This window comes from Namhaeicola litoreus, from assembly GCF_042679565.1.
GTDB classification, from domain to species: domain Bacteria; phylum Bacteroidota; class Bacteroidia; order Flavobacteriales; family Flavobacteriaceae; genus Namhaeicola; species Namhaeicola litoreus.
On the sequence record NZ_JBHTMY010000001.1, the window covers coordinates 45267 to 67523 of the forward strand.

Here is a 22257-nt window from a genome sequence, read left to right on the forward strand (position 1 = left end):
GCGGACTATTTAAATCAGAAAACCACCACCCGTATCTTATTTATAATCAAAGTTAAGGTTTAAAAAAAGAATGTTTTATGACCAATATCAACCTCTCTAGAATTAACTCATACCAGACAAAACTCTCTGGGGTGTAATGGGTAATCTATTCACTCTCGCCCCACAAGCATCAAAAACAGCATTAGCGATAGAAGCTCCTACACAAATAATAGCAGGTTCTCCTCCACCTTGAGGTTTCGCGTCCATTTTATCTATAAAAACGCAATTAATCTCTGGCGTTTTAGAGAAGCGTGTAAATTCATAATTATTAAAATTATCGGTTTTCATCTTTCCTCCTTCAAATTCTATTTCTTCAAATAATGCATAGCCAACACCCATTGTAATACCCCCTTCTGTTTGTATGGTTGCGCCATGAGGATTTACAACTTGCCCCATATCCTGAGCGCAAATAACCCGTATCACTTTTACTTCTCCGGTTTGCTTATTAACCTCTACTTCTGAAATCATTGCCACTAAAGTCCCGGCATCTTGCCCTAGTGCAATTCCAAATCCACGGTTTGATTTTTTCTCTTTTCCCCAACCAAAAGTTTCTGCTGCCAATTTTAATGTTGCCACCATATTTTGATCTTTCAGGTTACGAATTCTGAAGTCATAAGGATCAATGCCTGCGGCATTGGCTAAAACATCGATATGTGATTCTCTGGCAAAAGTTGTGGTGTTATTTCCAGGAGCTCTCCAAGCACCCGTGCCAAACGGATGTACACCAGATTTATTAAACATTCTAGTTCTGTTATCTGGTATGTCATAAAACAGATTGGTACCTCTGGTCCCTGCACAATAAATATCAAAATCCCAAACTGTCAACTCACCCTTTTCATCAACTCCAGCGCCTACATTTACAACTGCCGCAGTCCTAAATCGATTATAAAAAAATTCTTCCTTTCGAGAAAACGACAGTTGCACAGGCTTACCTACTTTTTTTGCTATTAAGGCCGCTTCTATGGCTTGGCTATTAAATCCTTTTCCTCCAAAACCTCCACCTAAAAAGACCTGTTTAACATGAACTTTCTCCTCGGGCATATTTAATTCCTTTGCTACCTGACTTCTTGTACCAAAAGGCGTTTGTGTAGAAACCCACATCGTTAATTTATCTCCTTCAAAATAGCAGGTAGCGGCATGTGTTTCCATACAGGCATGCGCCTTATACCCGTCTAAATACTTTCCTTCAAGATAGATTTTAGATTTAGCCTTTCCGACTTTAAGACTTCCCGCTTCTTCAAATACTTTAGACTCTTTAATCTGTTCTTCCAGATAGTTAAATATGGATTCTTGATCTACCTTAAGTTCTGGCGATTTCCATATAACCCTTATACTGTTCATGGCTTTATTCGCCACTTCAGGATCTTTATGCACAACAGCAACAAAATCATCTGTTTCTACAAATTCAATATCCTCAAAATCTGATAATCCTGAAGTGTCTACACTTACCTTTTCTGAACCAAAAATGTCTGGCCTTACTATTTTGGCATAAACCATGCCCGGCAGTTTGATGTCAGCAGTATATTTTGCTTTACCCGTTACTTTTGCCTCAGCATCCATACTCAAAATAGGCTTTCCAATTATTTTAAAGTCTTTTGCTTTTTTTATTTGAGGCTTCTCTTTGAGGTTCTTTACAATTTTCTGACCTTTAGTTAATTCCGCATAACTTATTTTTTTTGAAGGATCATTTTTTACATAAATCGCTCCGTTATTTACTTGAAGTAGATCTTTAGAAATTTCAAATTTTTCTGAAGCAAGGTCTAGTAATACTTCCCTTGCCTCTGCCGCCGCGGCTCTTATGACAGGATCAGTAAATCTAGTTGTTAGGGAACCCCAAGTTCCGGCATCATATGGACATAGTTCTGTGTCTCCCATCACCATATCGACATCATAAACAGACACTTCCAGTTCTTCTGCCAATACCTGAGCCAAAGAAGTGACAATTCCCTGACCCATTTCAATTTTACCAGTATAACAATCCACCCTGCCGTTTTCTTTTACACGCAGGTAAGCGTTAAAATTGAGATCTTCAGAAGTATTGGAACAACTCGCATTTAACAAGCTAATATCTCCTAAACAAAAAACTACGATGATTCCACTTCCTAAATTTTTTAAAAATTTACGTCTGTCGTATACCGGAGCTTGGTATAGATCATTAAAAAATATATCATTTTGAAGATCTCGTTTCATAATTTTACTTTTTTATTCATTTCTTTTGAAGCAGTTTGAATGGCATCGACAATTCGATTATAAGCTCCACATCTACATAAATTAGCGTCCATTCCTACAATGATTTCTTCTCGGGTAGGCGCAGGATTTTGCATTAGGAGTCCGTATGCATTCATGATCATCCCTGAAGTACAATAACCACATTGCAAGGCATCATGAGTAATAAATGCTTTTTGCAGTGGATGTAACTCTCCGTTTTGACTCAATCCTTCAATGGTAAGAATATCTGCGCCATCTAGATCTTCTGCAAAAATCATACAAGATCTAATAGCTTCACTATTGATTAAAACCGTACACGCACCACACTCCCCTATACCACATCCATACTTTGTTCCGGTTTGGTCTAAATAAACTCGAATAAGTGTTAAAAGAGATTCTTCGCCATGAACATCTAGCGATACAGATTGTCCATTTAATTTAAATTTTACAGATTGCTTCATCGTAATTTTTTTAAAATTGGCAAAAGCCAAAAAATCACCAATAAAGTTAGAAAATAATTCCTTCATTATCAATGAACTTCAGGTTTTTCTATTACATTTAGAATGATTCAACCAAAGTTTTCTGATCAAATTTTTTGATGAAAATCTTTTACCATTAATTTATTGAACATTGTCAAAAAATAATCTTCTCTGACAGAAAAAGTGAAAATAGTTTTTAAATAATTCATTTGTATTGAATCAAAATCAAGGTTATAATAATTCATTTATTCGTTTATATTTGTTCTAAAATTGAGCGCTTGAAGAAGCTAATAGTTTTCCGTTTTTTCTCAATAGCTGTAACTTTTATTGCATTTTTGTTAAATTATCAGCTGATCTGTCAGGAGTTACCTCCTATTCAAAATTTTACTACACAAGATTATTTGGCGGGTAATCAAAATTGGTCTATCGCTGAGGCAGGCAACAAGTATATTTATATTGCAAATAATGAAGGTCTTTTAGAATATAATGGGGCAACATGGAAGATTTATTCTTCTCCGAATCAATCTGTCATAAGAAGTGTAAGTGTTATCAATGACAGATTATATACGGGTTGTTTTAGAGAGTTTGGTTATTGGGAGAGAAATGAATTTGGCAATTTAGATTACTACTCGCTCAGCGAAAAAATAAAAGACAAACTTGATGATGATGAACATATTTGGAAGATTTTTTCTTTCGATAATTGGGTGGTATTTCAATCTCTTCACAACATCTATTTTTATGACACGATAAGTCACGTTTTTAAGATTGTTCATTCAGAGACGCTGATATCAAAGGCTTTTAGAGTAGATAAAGATATCTTTTACCATAGGTTGGATTTTGGTCTTTATAAAATCGAGAATGGGATTTCTAAAATTTTTTCAGATGATCCATCGATCAAAGAAAACAACATCATCAGTATTTTTTCTAAAGACAATAAATTATTTATCCTCACCTCGGAAGAGGGTTTTTACTTCTTTGAAAACAAAACTTTAAAACATTGGAATATTGAGGCAGATGAAGAACTAAGAAGTTCAAGTATTTATAGTAGTGCGATATTAAGTGATGGCAGTTTTATTATAGGAACCATCTCAAAAGGATTAATCCATTTAAATAAAGAAGGAAATATAGTTCAGCATTTTAATAAAAATCATGGCCTCCAAAATAATACTGTCCTGTCTGTTTTTGAAGATTCGCATGAGAATATCTGGTTAGGACTAGACAATGGAATAAGCTTAATTAATTTGAATTCACCTTATCTCGAATTTAATGATGGGGATGGTAGTTTGGGCACAGTTTACACTTCTATTCTTCATAATGAATTGTTATATCTCGGTACAAATCAGGGGCTTTTTGTAAAACCCTTTGAGTCAGATGAAAAGTTTAAACCTATTCCCGGCACCGAAGGGCAAGTTTGGTGTTTAAAAGAATTTTCCGGAGAATTATTTTGTGGACATAATAATGGCACCTATCTCATTGAAGATGCAAAAGCGACTCATATTTCTCATGTTGTCGGGACTTGGGACATAAAGCCAATTAAGAACTCCAATTTACTCTTACAAGGGCATTACAACGGGCTAAATATTCTTGAAAAACAAAATGGAAAATGGAAAATTCGCAATCATTTAAAAGATTTTAATATTTCATCGCGACAATTTGAATTGATAGATGAGAATATTCTTTTTGTCTATCATGAATACCAAGGTTTGTACAAACTAGAATTGGATCAAAACTTTGAAAAAGTAAAAAATTTCTCAGTTGTACTGAGCGCACCTCAAGGATTAAAATCCGATTTAATTCACTTTCAAAATAAACTTTATTATAGTTGTAAGGAAGGAGTTTTTGAATATCAAGAAAGTACAAACCACTTTATAAAAGATACGCTTCTAACAAAACAATTTTTGGGTGAGGATCAATTTGTCTCCGGAACATTATTATTAGATTCTTTAGATCAATCTTTGTGGGGATTTACTAAAGAACACATTGTTAAACTAATGCCGGGTAAACTGACAAATCAACTGAAAAGAATAGCTTTTTCTTTGCCAAATCCGTTTAGAGGTACGGTATCCGGCTATGAGAATATTACAAGATTAAAAAACAATAATTACCTTATTGGCACCTCAAACGGTTATTTAATCATTGATACGGATAAGTTAGAAGAAGAAAAAAATGATTTTTATGTAAACATTGCATCAGTTCAAAATAGTTTTTTAGACAAGGAAAAAGCAAACGTATCCTTTTTTCAAACAAACCCATTTCCTTACGAAACCAATAATTTTTATTTTCAGTTTGGCGTGACAGTATTAGACAATATTTTTCCCATTCAATACCAACATAAGCTAGAAGGAATATACAATGAATGGAGTGATTGGACAAATAAATCTGAAATTTCCTATGAAAACTTACCAGCTGGAAACTATATCTTTAAACTAAGGGCAAAACAAGGAAATGTATTGTCAAAAAATATAACTTCGTTCGCCTTTCAAATAGAAAAACCTTGGTATCTCAGTAATAAAATGATTTTGTTTTATGCTGCGCTCTTCATTTTATTTATTCTTTTGATTAACCTAATTAACAGGTGGTATTACAGAAAACAAAAGCAAAAATTGCTAGAAGAAGAAAAAAGGGTTTTACTCATGAAGCAATTAAATAGTGAAAAAGAAATCATCCAATTAAAAAATGAAAAGCTTCAGAATGAAATAGAAAACAAATCAAATGAGTTAATGAATTCTACCTCTAACGTGATCAAATTAAATGAAATGCTTACATCTATTAGAAGCGGCCTCGAGCCCGTTAAGGATGAACCTAAAATTAAGCGAGTTATTAATATGATTAATCAAAAATTAAATAATAATTCAGATTGGGAAACATTTCAGGAAGCATTTAATAATACAGATCGTGATTTTCTTCACAAGATTAAAACAGCACATCCCACTCTAACCCCGCACGATCTGAGACTGTGCACTTATTTAAGGATGAACCTTACATCTAAAGAAATTGCTCCGCTTTTGAACATCTCTCCTAGAAGTGTAGAAATAAAAAGGTATCGTTTGAGAAAAAAAATGAACCTAGAGCATGAAAATAGCTTAGTAGAGTATATTTTGAGTATTTAATTAACTTTACATATTAAAATATTACCTCAACATTCCCTCAACATTTACCTTTCTTAACCGTTTAAGATTAGTAAAATATAGTCATCTCTCCTAACTCATCAAATCGTCAAAAAGATATCTAAATCCTTTCCTAATATATCCTTCGAGTCTATTTCTCAACTAAAAGGATCATATTCCATTTATACTATTTTGTCATTTTTGACCCTGTATATTTTTTGTATAGGTCGATATTAAGAAATTGTTAAGAAACCTGCATAATATTACTTAACTCAAATTAAATATTTTATGAAACATAAATTAGTTAGAAATTTTTTATTTCTAGGATTGTTTATACTTTGTAGTTTTTCATATGCGCAAAGTATATCTGGAACAGTTTCAGATGCCCAGGGTCCATTACCAGGGGTAAATGTAATTGTTAAAGGAACCGACAATGGTGTGACGACAGATTTTGATGGTCGATACACCATTTCTAATGTTAGCCAAAATTCTGTTTTGGAATTTAGCTATGTAGGATTTCAAACTCAAGACATATCGGTTGCAGGTCAGACTGTGATTAATGTAGTACTTGAAGAAGATGTCAATCAATTAGATGAGGTGGTCGTTATTGGATATGGTGTCCAAAAGAAAGCATTGACTACCGGAGCAAATTTAAACGTAAAAGGGGAAGATATTGCTGCCTTAAACACAGGTACTGCTATGGAAGCCTTACAAGGTGTAGCTGCGGGTGTTAGCGTTACCAGAAATAGTGGTTCTCCCGGCGCAGGTACCAGAGTTACTATTAGAGGGCTGGGTACCATAGGTAATTCAAACCCTTTGTATATTGTTGATGGAATTGCTGTTGGTGATATCGATTATTTGAACTCTTCAGACATCGCCTCAATTGATGTCTTAAAAGATGCCGCTTCTGCGGCCATTTATGGTTCTAGAGCTGCAAACGGGGTTATTCTTGTAACGACAGTGAAAGGACGAAGAGATCAAGCGGCAAAAATTAGTTACGACACATTCTACGGTTTTCAAAACATCTACAAAAACTTAGATCCATTGAATGCACAGGAGTATATGTACATAATGGATGAGGGTCGTTTAAATGATGGTCTGGGTCCGAATGATTGGGAAGCAATACTCAAAAATAACTCTTGGTTAAATGATAATTACAATGGTCTTGGAACACAATTGGGCGAAGAAATTTGGTCAGATTTACAAAACGGATGGAAAGGAACCAATTGGATCGATGAAATGACTAATAAAGATGCACCAGTTCAAAGTCATGCCGTAAATATTACAGGAGGTAGCGAAGATATTATCTATTCTATGGGTGCTTCTTATTATGATCAAAAAGGTATTATTGGTGGTGATATCATCGGTGCGGGATTTAAAAGATTTACAGCCAGATTAAATACCCAAATGGTTCTCAAAAAGAATTCCTCACATGCCATCTTAACAGTTGGAGAAAATTTCACCTACACCAATACAGAAAACAGAAGTGTGGCAACAGGAAATATTTATTGGAATGACCTTCATAACGGATTGGTGCAAAATCCTTTAATGCCGGCCTATTGGCAACCTGCTATAGATAACAATGTGAGTGAGTTTGGATTTACACCTACTTTAGACGGTTTAAATTCGAATCAGACTAACCCAATCGCGGTTATGTATTACAGACATAATTATAATTATGGCAAAGGCAACAGGATTGTAGGAAATGTTTTTGCTGAATTAGAACCCATTAAAGACTTGAAATTTAGATCTGCTTTTGGTGTAGATTCATGGTTTGGTCACGGAAGATCTATGAACCCTACTTATCATTTAGGCGTTCTTTATAGAGATGATGTAGATGGAGCTCAACAAAGTCAATACTTTGGAAATAACTGGACATGGACCAATACATTATCCTATAACAAAAGTTTTGGAGATCATCATTTAGACATGGTTATTGGGACAGAAATGCTTCAAAACCAAATAAATACAGAAGTTGGCGGTTCTAGAAATAATTTATTATTTCCTGGCGATCCAAAATATGCTTACATCCGCAACACCCAAAGTCCTGAAAGCATCAGTGACATCAATACTTGGGGTCAAGATTGGGGTGCACAAGGTGGAGGATTATTATCTTACATTGCTCGTGGGCAATACAATTACAAAGAAAAGTATCTTCTTTCTGCCACATTCCGTGCGGATGGTTCTTCAAATTTTGCAGAAGGAAATAGATGGGGTTATTTTCCTTCCGTATCAGCCGGTTGGGTAATAACTAACGAAGATTTTATGGATGATTCTAGTAATATCTTGAGCTTCTTAAAATTAAGGGCAAGTTGGGGGCAAAATGGTAATCAATCCATAGATAATTTTGTCTATTCATCTAATATTACTTATGCATTTCCAGGTTATTTCTTCGGTGACACAAAACCAGTATCAGGTCCAACGGCTTACCCAGCAAATGTGCCAAATAAAGATGTTACTTGGGAAACTTCAGAACAACTCAACTTTGGTTTAGATGCACAATTCTTTAATTCGAGATTAGGTGTAACCTTTGATTGGTACAACAAAACAACCAAGGATTGGTTGGTTTTGGCCGGTATTCAGGGAACTTTTGGTGCGGGCCCTCCATATATCAATGGAGGTGATATCGAAAATCAAGGGGTAGAACTTGTTTTGAACTGGAACGACCGTTGGGGTGATTTTAAATATGGAATAACTTTGAGCGGATCGCATAACAAAAATGAGGTGACGAGAATTGACAATACCAACGGTATTATCAATGGACCAAGTTCTGTACTATCACAAGGAACAGCAGAAATTTCAAGAGTTGAAGTAGGTCGCCCGATCGGCTATTTCTATGCATTTGAAACCGATGGTCTTTTACAAACCCAAGATGACGTTGATGCATATGTAAAACCCGATGGTACACCAATGTTTAACGATCAAAGACCGGGTGATGTAAAATTTGTAGACCGCAACAATGATGGTGTAATAGATGAACAGGACAAAACGATGATAGGTGATCCAAACCCTGATTATGAGGTAGGTATTCAGTTGTACTTTGAGTTTAAAGGAGTATATGCCAACGCAACCCTCGCAGGAAAATACGGAATGCAGGTCATGCAATCATACAGATCATTCGCTGATAATTTTGATCAAAACTACACCACTGATATTTTTAACAGATGGCATGGTGCCGGAACCTCAAATCGTATCCCTAGATTAACTTCAGGATCAAATAGAAATACCAACCTGATCTCTGATATTTTCATGTACGACGCTGATTTCTTGAGAATAAATAACTTAACTGTGGGTTATGATTTTGGAGAAGCACTTTCTAATATCAACGCCATTTCCAACCTTAAAGTTTATATGGCCGTAAATAACCTATACACATTTACCGATTATAAAGGAATGGATCCTGAAGTACGTTTTGGACATGACGCAAGTTGGGCTTCAGGAATAGATCTTGGATTATATCCTCAGGCTAGAACAGTTATGTTTGGTGTAAGTGTTGATTTTTAATGTTTAATAAATAAGATAATGAAAAAACTAATATATTTTGCTTCCCTTGTAGCTATGTTACTTGTAACCAGCTGCAGCGAAGAATATTTGGATACGGATAATCTTTATGGAAAAAGTTTAGAGACTTTTTACAAGACTCCGCAGGACATAGATGAAGCTATGGCTGGTGTATACAACGCCATATACACACCTAATGTACACAGTAACGAATCTGTAGCAGCAACTTTAATGTCTGATATGATGTTAGGTGGTGGTGGACCTGATGATAAATCTGCAAAGTATGTAGATAATTTTGAAGATCCTGCAGAGGATACTTATCGCGATATGTGGACTCAATGTTATAGAGGAATTGCCAGAGCAAATGCGATCATTGAAAAAACTCCGGATGCAGATTTTACTACCTATTTTGATAGTCCTGAAAAAGCCCAGGAATTTAAAGATCAAGCCATAGGTGAGGCCCTTTTTATGAGAGCATTTTTCTATTTCAGATTAGCTAAATTCTTTGGTGGGGTTCCCATGATAGTAGCTGTAGATGATCCAAAAGATGTAGGTAGATCTTCCTATTCAGATACTTTTGCACAAATCGCATCAGACTTGGTGAGCGCCATCGAAACAATGCCTGCAACACCATTTCCGAGCATTCCAACTTCTAGATATGGACATGCAAACAAATGGGTAGCAGAAGCCTATTTGGCCAGGGTATTTTTGTTTTACACCGGTTATATGACCAATATTGAAGGTCAGGGAACAAATGATCTTCCCTTAGCAGGTGGTGGTTCTTTATCCAAATCTGAAGTTACCAGTTATTTGGAAGATTGCATTAATAATAGTGGACATAAATTAGCGAGTGATTTTAGAAATTTATGGCCTTATTCTTACCTCAATCAAAGTGCGGGGACAACCGTATTGCCATGGGCAGAAGCTGAAGGACTTTCATGGGTAGGTCAAGACGGACACTCTCCAACTTTTGGAACAGGAAACTATGAAACTATGTTTGTCCAACGTTTCTCCTTTGGAGATTGGGGATGGTCAAACGGGAATATCTACACCAACAGACTTTGTTTATTTACTTCCATTCGCGGAAACTCACTTACTCCTTTTGGAGAAGGTTGGGGATGGGGTACAGTAAACCCTAAATTATGGTCTAGTTGGTCTGATGACGATCCTAGAAAAGTAGGCTCTATTCTTCAACTCGGTCAAGCGGATCAAGGAACAGACGGCTATAAATTTCCTGATAATGCGGATCATCATACAGGTTATTTTAATAAAAAATACACCGCTTTGCAACACAGCGGTAAAGGTATGTTTGTTCAGTTATACAGCTGGGGAAATGCAGATATGCAGTTGATGCATGCACAAGACTTTATTTTTATGCGTTTCGCCGATGTATTACTGATGCATTCAGAAATTACAGGAACAGCTGAAGGTATGAATGAAGTAAGAGCTAGAGCGGGATTAGACCCTGTAGGATATTCTTTACAAGCTTTAAAGGAAGAGCGTTTACACGAATTGTCTTTTGAAGGTCTCAGATGGTTTGATTTAGTTCGTTGGGGAGATGTAAATACGGCCTTCAACGATGTCATCAATGTGAAAAATGCAGGTGGAATCGATGCACAATACAAAGTGACCTACAGACCTGAAACCAAAGGATTGGTTCCAATACCTGAAACTGAAATCAGACTATCAGGTGGAGTTTATGAACAAAACCCGGGCTGGTAAAAAAGTTAAATTTTAATATAACAGAGATATGAAAATAAATAAAATATATGGTCTTTTTATTGGATTGATGGTACTGATGGTATCATCATGTGATCCAATTGTTGACGAGGAATACCTTGAAAATACGACAGACATCGCTGGTGTTGAGTTGGTAGCAACTCAAAGTACACCAGGTGGAAATAAAATTACCTTAGAAATGGCCACGCCCGGAATTACCGGCTATTGGGACTATAATTTAGGTAAGGCCTTAACTGATAAATTTGAATTTATCTATCCTATTCCTGGAAAAGCAACATTTACCTATGTAGGTACACTTGGAGCAGAGTTTTTTGAAAAAACAATCGATGTTCAAATTGATCAACTAGACAATGCATTAGATCAGGATTGGTACGATTTAGTTGGAGAAGATACTGCTGCGGGTAAAACTTGGGTTTTCAATGGTACCGGAGGTGATGAAAGATTATGGTGGTATATGAGTCCACCTGATAATTGGGCCGGAGTTTGGTGGAATGCCGGAGGAACTTGTTGTCCTCCTTTCGATCAAGCCGGCAAGATGAAATTTGATCTTGATGGTGCAGCGAATTTCACTTATCAATCAGGACCCGATGCTGACCAAGTAAAATCAAGTTTTGTTTTAGATGTTGGAAATCAAATGCTTCAAATCAATGGTGGAAATATTTTAGGAGCTGTTGAATGTGGTACCAATGCCAGTGCAAAATATCAAATTATTTCATTAACAGAGGATGAATTGATCCTATTTATACCAAATGGTACCTGCGGTAGCGGATGGACATGGATCTTTAAACCAGAATAACCTTCTCATTCATAATTCATAATTAGATTAATTTGTGTTTTGATCTTTACCGGCCTTCGGGCTGGTAAAGATTAAAACTTTCAAACATGTATTTTTATCACTATTTTTGAAGTTATGAAAAACTCATCGTACAATCAATTTTATAAAATAGGATTTTTCGTCTTATTTATACTGTTCGGTCTATCTTGCAATGGCAGTGACGACCCCACAACTCCTGAACCGGATGATATTTTTCCTACAAATCTGGTGGTTAACTTAGCCATCAACGGACAAGACTCTTCCAATCCAAACGGAGATGGTTCTGGAAAAATAACCTGCACAGCTTCGGCAAAAGATGCGATAAAATACGGTTTGAAAATTGGAACTGAACCTGAAATTCAAAATACAACAGGCAATTTTGAATTCACCTTCACTAAAGTAGGCACAAATGATTATTCGATTACTATATATGCTTATTCAAAGGATGCCAGATCGATTAATGAGTTTAAAACTATTCGAGTATATGTAAAACCTCCTGAGTACAAACTAGTTTGGGCAGATGAATTTGATGTAGATGGAGCCGTTTCAGAGCAAAATTGGAAATTTGAAACAGTACCCCCAAATAATGGCAGCTGGTGGAATGGAGAAAAGCAACATTATACAGACAGGCTGGATAATGCCTATGTTTCTGATGGAACTTTGAAAATTACTGCAAAAAAAGAGACCTACACTTTTAATAGCTCTACCAAAAATTACACTTCTGCACGTTTAAACTCAAAACATACTTTTACATATGGAAGGTTAGATGTTAGAGCTAAATTACCAAAAGGTGATGGAACATGGCCCGCCATTTGGATGCTTGGTGCCAACCACACTACTGTGGGCTGGCCGGCTTGCGGAGAAATTGATATTATGGAGCACTGGGGACATATTCCTGCGGAAGTATCTAGTGCTACACACACACCGGCTTGTTCCGGTGGCTGTAGTAATGTTCGAGTTGGCGCTACAATGATTAGCGATTACGACACTGAGTTTCATGTTTATTCTGTAGAATGGACACCAGATAGCCTCCGCTTTTTAATAGATGGAGAATTCAAATATGAATATAGCCCATCTTCTAAAAATAGTCAGAATTGGCCATATACTGCAGATCAATTTATTATCCTCAACGTTGCCATGGGAGGTGATTGGTTTACAATCGATCCTAACTTTACCAAATCATCTATGGAAATTGATTACGTAAGACTTTTTCAATGATTTGATTTTAAAAATAAGAATTAGACAGGGATAAGCTAAATCAAAAAGAAATCTTATGTCAATAAATTAAAATACACATGCTCAACCAATTTTATATAAACAAGATTTTACTTTCATTTTTTACTGTACTTCTTATGACAAATTGTAAACAAGAGGCAAAAAATCCGTCGACTGAAAATGATAAGGAAACAATAAAAGAAAAAAGACAAAGTTTCGAAAATAGTGCTGTCTACACAACCAGCATCACAAATGATGTGAAATTACAATTAACCCATGCACAACTTAATTTCACAGATTTTATTCAACCACTGGAGACTGAAAGTTCAGTCTTAGTAAACACCGCAAAACAACATCAAACTCTTTTAGGAATTGGGGCTGCGCTTACAGATGCTGCGGCCGAAACATTTTATAAGTTAGATGAGGATCAGCAAAAGGTGTTTATGGAAGCTTATTATAGCATAGAAAATGGTATTGGATATTCATTGGCCAGAACCATCATTCACAGTTGTGATTTTTCGAGTGGCAGTTATACGTATATAGAAGAAGGAGATGCTGATCTAAAAACATTTAATATAGAGCATGACAGAACATACAGATTGCCATTTACCAAATTAGCCATTGAAGCGGCTGGTGGAGAACTTACTACTTATGCAAGTCCATGGAGTCCGCCTGCCTTTATGAAAACCAATGGAAACATGCTGGGAGGAGGCAAATTAAAACCAGAATTCGCGAAAGTCTGGGCAACTTATTACGCTAAGTTTATCAAAGCGTATGAAAGTGAGGGAATTCCTATTTGGGGGCTTTCTATTCAGAATGAACCCATGGCCACCCAGAGATGGGAATCTTGCATCTATACAGCCGAGGATGAACGAGATTTTTTAAAAAACTTTTTGGGCCCAACCTTAGAGGAAGAAGGACTAGGGGATAAAAAAATAATTGTTTGGGACCATAATCGTGATCTACTTTTTGAAAGAGCGAATGTCATTCTAAGTGATCCTGAGGCCAATAAATACGTTTGGGGAACCGGTTTTCACTGGTATGAAGATTGGAAAGACGGCATACCTATGTATAAAAACGTCGCTAAGGTGAATGAAGCTTTTCCGGATAAAAAACTCATTTTTACCGAAGGATGTAATGAAAGATTTGACATGGAAAGAATCGAAGATCCAAAACTTCCTGAAAGATACGGCAAAGCGATGATCAATGATTTTAACCACGGAACCGTGGCGTGGACAGATTGGAATATCTTATTGGATGAAAATGGCGGGCCCAACCATGTTGGAAACTTTTGCTTTGCTCCGGTGCATGGAGACACAAAAACCGGCAAGTTAATTTTTACCAATTCTTACTACTACATCGGACATTTTTCAAAATTTATCCGCCCGGGAGCAAAAAGACTCTCTACAGGCACCACATCTAATCCGCTTAGTGCGACCTCTTTTATGAATGTAGATGGAAGCATTGTGATTGTAGCGATGAACGATGCAGATACACGCATAGATTATTTTATAACTGTAGATGGAAAGACCGCTAAATTAGCTATGCCCGAGCATTCTATTCAAACCATTGTTTTAAATTAACCGCTACTAAACAATTTAATAATGTCAAAAAAAGTTGTATTTATTGCATTTGTAGTCTCATTAGGCGGGTTTTTATTTGGGTTTGATGCGGGAATTATTTCAGGCGTAATGTCTTACGCCGGACCTGAATTTAATTTGAACGATACTCAAACAGGTTGGGTAGTTAGCTCACCCTCATTTGCAGCCATGATTGCTATGTTAATAGCAGGACGATTAAGTGATATCATTGGCCGCAAAAAAATATTGATCCTCGTTGCTTTCTTATATGCTTTTTCAGCCTTATCCTCTGCCTACGCCACATCCTATGAAATGCTTTATATAGCAAGAATGATTGGAGGTTTAGCTTTTGGTGCAGCGCTCGTATTAGCGCCAACTTATATTGCCGAGATTTCTTCAGCTGAAAATAGAGGAAAGCTAGTCTCAATCCAACAATTAAATATCGTACTTGGCTTTTTCGCAGCTTTTTTAAGTAATTATTATTTCAACAAACTAAATACCGAAGGGAATTCGTTTTTAACCGATGAAAATGTTTGGAGATGGATGCTTGGGGTGGAGTTTATTCCTGCAATTTTATATTTTATTTGTATGTTTTTTGTACCAAAAAGCCCACGTTGGTTATTTTCAAAAGGCAAATTACAAGAAGCAAAAAATATATTGAACAAACTTTACGGAGAAAAACTGGCAGCTATTGAAATTAACTCAATTAAAGAAAATGTAAAAGAAGGGGAAAAAGCAGAAAAAATTGCTATTGTAGAGCTTTTAAAACCTTCATTGCGGTTTATTTTAATGGTAGGTTTAGTTTTGGGAATTCTCCAACAGATTACAGGTATCAATGCGGTCTATTTTTATGCCACTTCAATATTTAAACAAACTGGAATTGGCAATGATGCTTCTTTCGCGTCAGGGATATTATTGAGTTCAACCACAGTGGTATTTACAATAATAGCGATTATTTTAATTGATAAAATGGGTAGAAGACCGTTACTTTTAGTTGGAATGGCTGGCATTGCTTTAAGTTTATTGTTGTGTGCGCATGGTTTTAATCAGGCAACGTATGAATTAACTCCTGAAAATATTTCAAAATTTGAAAACTTTGATTCAAGTAAATTAAATCAATTTGCGAATAAAAAGTACGACAATGATTTAGATTTTAAAAACGATATGAAATCAGCCTTAGGCAACCAAGTATATACCAAAAACGAGGGCGCCATTTTAGAAGCTGCAACAAACATGAATGCTACTTTGGTGCTAATAGGTATTTTAGGCTTTATTGCCTGTTTTGCCTTTTCTTTAGGCCCAGTTATGTGGGTAATGCTGTCAGAATTGTATCCCATTAAATATAGGGGTTTGGCGATCGGTGCCATTGGCTTTGTAAATTCATTTATAAGTTGGTTAGTACAACAAATATTCCCTTGGGAATTATCAACGCTTGGAAACGCTTTGACCTTCTTGATTTTTGGATTAATCGCTCTCATTGGTTTCTTTATTTTATTAAAAATATTACCGGAAACCAAAGGCAAATCATTAGAGCAAATCGAGTTTGAATTGGTGAAAAACTAACTAATGGCAGTACAACATCTTAAATTCATTTTTGTAATAGTTTTGAGTATCCTGAGCTTATTCGCTTGCAATTCTAAACAAACCAAAAAGGAAACTTCTGTGAAAACAAATCATCCATCAAAAGTTGAATTAAAAAAAGTAGGCGAAAAATTTCAAATCTATATAAATAATGAACCTTTTTATATAAAAGGTGCAGGTATAGAATTTGGTAATATACCAGCTTTGGCAAAACATCATGGGAATTCTTTTAGGACTTGGAGAACAGATAATGGAGAAAGAAGTGCCAAAGAAGTTTTAGATGAAGCATATGAAAATGGATTGATGGTCACCATGGGAATCGAAGTTGCGAGAGAAAGACATGGATTTGACTACAATGATGAAAAGGCAGTAAAAGCACAGCTCGAACGGATTAAAAACGAGGTCATGGCATTAAAAGATCATCCTGCTCTTATGATTTGGGGAATTGGTAATGAACTCAACTTGCGGTATACCAATCCTAAGGTTTGGGATGCTGTAAACGATATTTCCAAAATGATACATAAAATTGATCCAAATCATTTAACCACCACGAGTCTTGCGGGTATATCTCAGAATGAAGTGTCACTGATCAAAGAAAGGTGTTCTGATATAGACCTACTTTCAGTTCAAATGTATGGCGAATTATCAAGGCTTCCACAATTAATAAAGGAGTATGGCTGGAAAGGAGCTTACATGGTGACCGAATGGGGAGCCACCGGACATTGGGAAGTGCCAAAAACGAGTTGGGATGTGCCAATTGAAGAAAACAGTACTGTAAAGGCAGCGAATTATTTAAAAAGATATGATAGCGGCATTGCATCAGATCCTGAGCAATGTGTTGGTTCTTACGTTTTTCTATGGGGCCAAAAACAGGAACGAACACCTACATGGTATGGAATATTTTTAGAGGACGGCAAGGAAACAGAATCAGTTGATGCGATGCATTACATTTGGAATTCAAATTGGCCATCCAATCGAACACCAAAAATAGTGTCCTTCCTGTTAGATCAAAAAACTGCATACGATAATGTCATATTAGAAGATGGGAAAAACTATAAAGCAAATATTACAATTGAAGATCATGAAAATGACAAAATCAATTATACGTGGGAAATTTTGCCAGAAAGTACTGACCTTGGAGATGGTGGAGATTATGAATCACGTCCCAAACCCATCGAAGGTAATTTTATCAGCATGGCTAATGGTCAGTTAGAATTTAAGGCGCCTAAAACAGGAAATTACAGACTATTTGTCTATGCCGATGATGGAAATAATCATGCAGCAACAGCAAATATACCTTTTAAAGTCAATTAAAGTTTTTACCTTAAGAAAATACACCCCTCATTTTGTGTGTTTTACAACCCAAAAATCATGCCCTCATAATTAAAAACAAATTAGGAATTAGATGGATGTATTTCTTCATTATAAAAAAATTTAATTATATGGCTTTCAAGTAAAATAATCTTCTAAGTGTTTTATCTAGTATGAGAAAAACGATAAGATTAAAACAATTATAACAAAACTATGGTCATTGAAAAATTCAAAATTTTGATCGCCATTTTTAAGTAAAATCAATATGAAAAGTAAAATTGTATTTGGCATTATCACTTTATTTCTTTCGTTTTTTAGCGTTGGGCAGAACTTGTCTCAGAACAAATCGAGGGATTTAATAATTGAAGAGAGAATTGATAGTATTATAGGACTGTTGACATTAGAAGAAAAAGTCGCGATGTGTCACGCCCAATCAAAATTTAGTACGCCGGGTGTACCCAGATTAGGTATTCCTGAAATTTGGATGTCGGATGGTCCTCATGGTGTAAGAGGAGAAATAAACTGGGATAATTGGGGTTATGCAGGTTGGACAAATGATTCCATTACCGCTTTTCCAGCACTGACATGCCTCGCGGCTTCTTTTAATCCGAGTCTCGCGAAAGCATATGGTCAAAGTGTAGGAGAAGAGGCTCGCTATAGAAAAAAAGATGTTTTACTAGGACCTGGTGTTAATATATACAGAACTCCCCTGAACGGAAGAAATTTTGAATACATGGGTGAAGATCCGTTTTTGGCTTCTACCTTAGTTGTTCCTTATATCCAAGGGGTGCAAGAAAATGGCGTAGCAGCCTGTTTGAAACATTTTGTACTAAATAACCAGGAAAAATGGCGTGGTCATATCAGTGTTGAGGTAAGCGACCGTGCGCTTTATGAAATCTATTTACCCGCTTTTAAAGCAGCTGTTGAACAGGGAAAAGTGTGGGCAGTAATGGGCGCTTATAATAAATTTAGAGGTCAGTATTGTAGCCATCACGAACTGCTCATTAATAAAATTCTAAAAAGCGATTGGAAATTTGATGGAGTTTTAATTACAGATTGGGGCTCTGCACACAATACAAAGGAGGCGGCACTGTATGGTTTAGATATGGAAATGGGCACAGGAACAGATGGCTTAACGAGCACATTAAAAAATGCCTATGATAATTACTACCTGGCCTATCCTTTTTTGCAAATGATTAAAAATGGTGAAATAGAAGAGCGATTTTTGGATGAGAAAGTGAAGAGAATTTTACGGTTAATGTACCGCACAAATATGAATCCTACCCGTTCCTTTGGAAAAGCAAATAATCAAGAACATCTGGATATAGCCAGAAAAATTGCACAAGAGGGAATTGTTTTATTGAAAAATGATAGCGATATATTTCCTATAGACCCAAATAAAAAAATGACAATTGCAATTATAGGTGAAAACGCAACCAGGAAAATGGCACCTGGTGGTGGGTCTTCAGAACTAAAACCAAAATTTGAGATATCACCACTTCAAGGTATACAAGAAAGATTTAAAAATGCAACAATCTTGCACAGTATGGGATACGCGTCCGGACCACCGGTGTACGGTAATGTGATCCCTTCAAAATTGAATGCTGACTCTTTAAAATCAGCTGCCATAAACATCGCAAAACAAGCCGATCTCGTTTTATTTGTTGGGGGACTAAATAAAAATCACCTTCAAGATTGTGAAGGTGGTGATCGGCTTTCTTATGACTTACCCTTTGGTCAAAATGAAATGATCAATGAAATTTCCAACGTAAATAATAATATCGGAGTTGTCCTTATTAGTGGAAATGCCGTTGCCATGCCATGGCTGCCAAAAGTGAAAGGGCTCGTTCAATCCTGGTATTTAGGAAGTGAATCTGGTCATGCCTTGGCAGATATTTTAAGTGGAGATGTCAACCCCTCAGGCAAACTCCCTTTTACTTATCCTATAAAATTAACTGATAATGGTGCACACTATTTTGGAGAACTTTCATATCCGGGAGACAGCATAAAACAATATTACAAGGAAGATATCTTCGTGGGTTACCGTTGGCATGAACATAAAAAAATTACTCCGCAATTTGCTTTTGGTGAAGGGCTTTCTTATACCGATTTTAAAATTGATAATATCGAAATATTAGACAAAACAGTTTCTGCCGAAAATCATTTAAAAATCGATTGTGATATAAAAAACATTGGTAGTCGAGAAGGTTCAGAAGTCATTCAAGTGTATGTTGGCAAACCAAAGTCTATTGTAAAGAGGGCTGTGAAAGAATTGAAAGGATTTGAGAAAGTTTTCCTTAAAAGTGGCGAGAAGAAAACAATTACTATTACCATTGATCCAAAATCTTTGGCTTTTTACGATGAAACAATTTCTGACTGGCATCTGGAGAAAGGCGAGTATATCATATATGTGGGAACAGCTTCGAATAAAATTGATCAAAAATTAAAAATCGATGTACAATAAAGTTTTTCTTAGAATTGGCTTAGTTTTTTTTCTTTTTATCACAAATCATATCGAAGTTTTTGCTCAGATAAAAGAAAATAAAGTATCAAAATCTGAGGATCATATTTTATCGCGGGCTGAATACGTAAATAAATTAGAAGGTTTTTGGTTGGGACAATGCATTGCGAATTGGACAGGTTTAATCACCGAAATGGATAAAATTGGAAATATCGGAGAGATTAAAACGGGTGATTTTTATACTCGAAACAATTGGGGTAAAGCCGATCAGCCCAGTATTTGGGGAGAAGGAGTTCCTAGCAATTTATCGCCAACCATTGATTTTATTTTTGCTAAACCGGATAGTATTTGGGGGGCAGATGATGATACGGATATAGAATATATGTACCAACACCTTCTATTGAATTACAAAACAAGTATGCTTTCGGGGGAACAAATTAGAGAAGGTTGGCTAAAACATATCAAACAAGAGGAGGAAAATTATTTGTGGGTTTCAAATCAACAAGCCTTTGATCTTATGAAAAAGGGAGTGATACCACCGGAAACAGGATCAGCTAAAAACAACCCTCAATATGATATGATCGATGCACAGCTCACCACAGAAATTTTCGGACTCTTCGCTCCTACTCGTCCGGATATTGCTTTAAAAATGGCGAGACTACCCATACAAACTGTGGCCAGAGAAAATGCAGAAAAAATATCGCAGTTTTATGTCATCATGCATGCGTTGGCAAGTTCACCTTCAACATTGCCCATTAAAAACCGACTGCAAAACATGGCAGAGGAAGCAAAAATGGTATTCCCGAAAGATTCCTACATGTGGCATATGTACGATTTTGTAAAAAGGAATTATGATGCGAAAGTACCTTGGGAAAGAACGAGAGACCAACTCTATGAAAAATATCAGGTAAACCAAGAAAATGGTTACGGTATTACATCTCAGAATTTATATTGCAACGGATGCTTTGCCGCAGGTATTAATTTTGGAGCGAGTTTAATCAGTCTATTTTACGGAGAAGGAGATTTTAAGGAAACTGTAAAAATTGGTGTTCTCACGGGTTGGGATTCTGATAACCCAACGGCTACATGGGGAGGTCTGATTGGTTTTATGATCGGCAAAGAGGGAATTGAAAAAACATTCGGACAAAAATTTTCTGATCAATTTAACATTCACAGAACAAGAATTAATTTTCCTAATGATGGAGTTGATCATTTTCCTTCAATGGCACAGAAAGGGATAGAAATTATTGATAGAGTAGTGATTGAGGAAATGCACGGAAATATTGATTTTGAGAACAACAATTGGATTATTCCTCAAATCATTATAAAATAAAGTAAATCTTGTTATGAAATTTTCAAATCGACATGTTCAATTTTATCTAGTTTTACTGGCGTGTACCATTTTTACTCATCTACAGGCACAAGAAATGAAAGTAATGACCTTCAATATCCGCTATGCAACAGCGAATGACAAAGAAAATCAATGGGAACTGCGAAAAGAAGAATTAGCGGATCTTTTGGTTAAGAACAGACCAGATATTTTTGGAATCCAAGAGGGTTTAAAATTTCAACTGGATTTTATTGAAAAGAAACTAAAACAATATACCTATTTTGGTGTTGCTCGGGAAGATGGAAAGGAGTCTGGAGAATATTCTCCCATCTTCTTTGACACAACCAAATATACTTTGATTGAAGAATCCACCTTTTGGTTGGCAGAAAATACTTCTTGCTGTAACATCGGCTGGGATGCGGCACATAAAAGAATTTGTACTTATGGTCTTTTTAAAGAAAAATCATCAAAAAATAATTTTTGGGTTTTTAACACGCATTTTGATCACAAAGGTGAGATAGCCAGGCAAAAAGAAGCAGAATTGATCCTGAAACAAATAGAAAAAATAAATCATGAGAAATTTCCTGTTGTCCTCATGGGCGATTTTAATGCCCTACCTGATAGTGAACCTATTTTAAAAATCAAAGCAAAAATGAAAGACGGATTGGAATTTACTTCCAACGATTTTATGGGAAAGATAGGTACTTTTAATAATTTTGACCCAAATTATCCTGAAGACGTGAGAATCGATTACATATTTGTAAAAGATTTTGAGGTTTTAACTTATCAACACATCAAAGATAAAAGGAAAAACGGCTTATTTATTTCAGATCATTTTCCTGTTGTTGTAAATATATTCCCTTCCAATCCATAAAAAATTAAAGCATCCTA

13 protein-coding genes are annotated in these 22257 nt (G+C 35.9%); 11 read left to right on the forward strand and 2 right to left on the reverse strand.

What is annotated here, in order from left to right; genetic code table 11:
* Positions 1 to 102: 102 nt before the first annotated feature.
* Entirely contained in the window at positions 103 to 2229 is a 2127-nt protein-coding gene (locus ACFQ39_RS00225; RefSeq protein ID WP_377175240.1) for a xanthine dehydrogenase family protein molybdopterin-binding subunit, read from the reverse strand.
* Positions 2226 to 2774, reverse strand: a complete 549-nt coding sequence (locus ACFQ39_RS00230; protein ID WP_377175242.1) for a (2Fe-2S)-binding protein — start codon at positions 2772 to 2774, stop codon at positions 2226 to 2228. The genes ACFQ39_RS00225 and ACFQ39_RS00230 overlap by 4 nt, the downstream gene beginning before the upstream one ends.
* 230 nt (positions 2775 to 3004) lie before the next feature.
* Here ACFQ39_RS00230 and ACFQ39_RS00235 point away from each other — a divergent pair, with 230 nt between their 5' ends.
* From ACFQ39_RS00235 to ACFQ39_RS00285, 11 genes are all read left to right on the forward strand, one after another.
* A complete protein-coding gene (locus ACFQ39_RS00235) occupies positions 3005 to 5836 on the forward strand; it encodes a helix-turn-helix and ligand-binding sensor domain-containing protein (protein ID WP_377175244.1) in 2832 nt (943 codons plus the stop codon).
* A 285-nt stretch (positions 5837 to 6121) separates the two neighbouring features.
* The gene (locus ACFQ39_RS00240) at positions 6122 to 9337 is read left to right on the forward strand and encodes a SusC/RagA family TonB-linked outer membrane protein (protein ID WP_377175245.1); all 3216 of its coding nucleotides are present in this window, start codon (positions 6122 to 6124) and stop codon (positions 9335 to 9337) included.
* An 18-nt stretch (positions 9338 to 9355) separates the two neighbouring features.
* Complete coding sequence (locus tag ACFQ39_RS00245) at positions 9356 to 11056, forward strand: RagB/SusD family nutrient uptake outer membrane protein (protein ID WP_377175246.1); 1701 nt, start codon at positions 9356 to 9358, stop codon at positions 11054 to 11056.
* 28 nt (positions 11057 to 11084) lie between these two features.
* Positions 11085 to 11870, forward strand: a complete 786-nt coding sequence (locus ACFQ39_RS00250; protein ID WP_377175249.1) for a hypothetical protein — start codon at positions 11085 to 11087, stop codon at positions 11868 to 11870.
* Positions 11871 to 11984: 114 nt separating this feature from the next.
* Positions 11985 to 13106 (forward strand): glycoside hydrolase family 16 protein, encoded by a 1122-nt coding sequence (locus tag ACFQ39_RS00255; protein ID WP_377175251.1) that lies wholly within the window; start codon positions 11985 to 11987, stop codon positions 13104 to 13106.
* A 134-nt stretch (positions 13107 to 13240) separates the two neighbouring features.
* Complete coding sequence (locus tag ACFQ39_RS00260; RefSeq protein WP_377175253.1) at positions 13241 to 14686, forward strand: glycoside hydrolase family 30 protein; 1446 nt, start codon at positions 13241 to 13243, stop codon at positions 14684 to 14686.
* 21 nt (positions 14687 to 14707) lie between these two features.
* Complete coding sequence (locus ACFQ39_RS00265) at positions 14708 to 16246, forward strand: sugar porter family MFS transporter (RefSeq protein WP_377175256.1); 1539 nt, start codon at positions 14708 to 14710, stop codon at positions 16244 to 16246.
* A 3-nt stretch (positions 16247 to 16249) separates the two neighbouring features.
* Positions 16250 to 17578 (forward strand): glycoside hydrolase family 2 TIM barrel-domain containing protein, encoded by a 1329-nt coding sequence (locus ACFQ39_RS00270; RefSeq protein WP_377175258.1) that lies wholly within the window; start codon positions 16250 to 16252, stop codon positions 17576 to 17578.
* Positions 17579 to 17840: 262 nt separating this feature from the next.
* Positions 17841 to 20039, forward strand: a complete 2199-nt coding sequence (locus tag ACFQ39_RS00275; protein WP_377175261.1) for a beta-glucosidase — start codon at positions 17841 to 17843, stop codon at positions 20037 to 20039.
* The gene (locus tag ACFQ39_RS00280) at positions 20029 to 21369 is read left to right on the forward strand and encodes an ADP-ribosylglycohydrolase family protein (protein WP_377175263.1); all 1341 of its coding nucleotides are present in this window, start codon (positions 20029 to 20031) and stop codon (positions 21367 to 21369) included. Before ACFQ39_RS00275 ends, ACFQ39_RS00280 begins: the two co-directional genes overlap by 11 nt.
* Positions 21370 to 21382: 13 nt before the next feature.
* Positions 21383 to 22240, forward strand: coding sequence for an endonuclease/exonuclease/phosphatase family protein (locus ACFQ39_RS00285; RefSeq protein WP_377175264.1), 858 nt, complete (start codon positions 21383 to 21385; stop codon positions 22238 to 22240).
* Positions 22241 to 22257 lie beyond the last annotated feature (17 nt).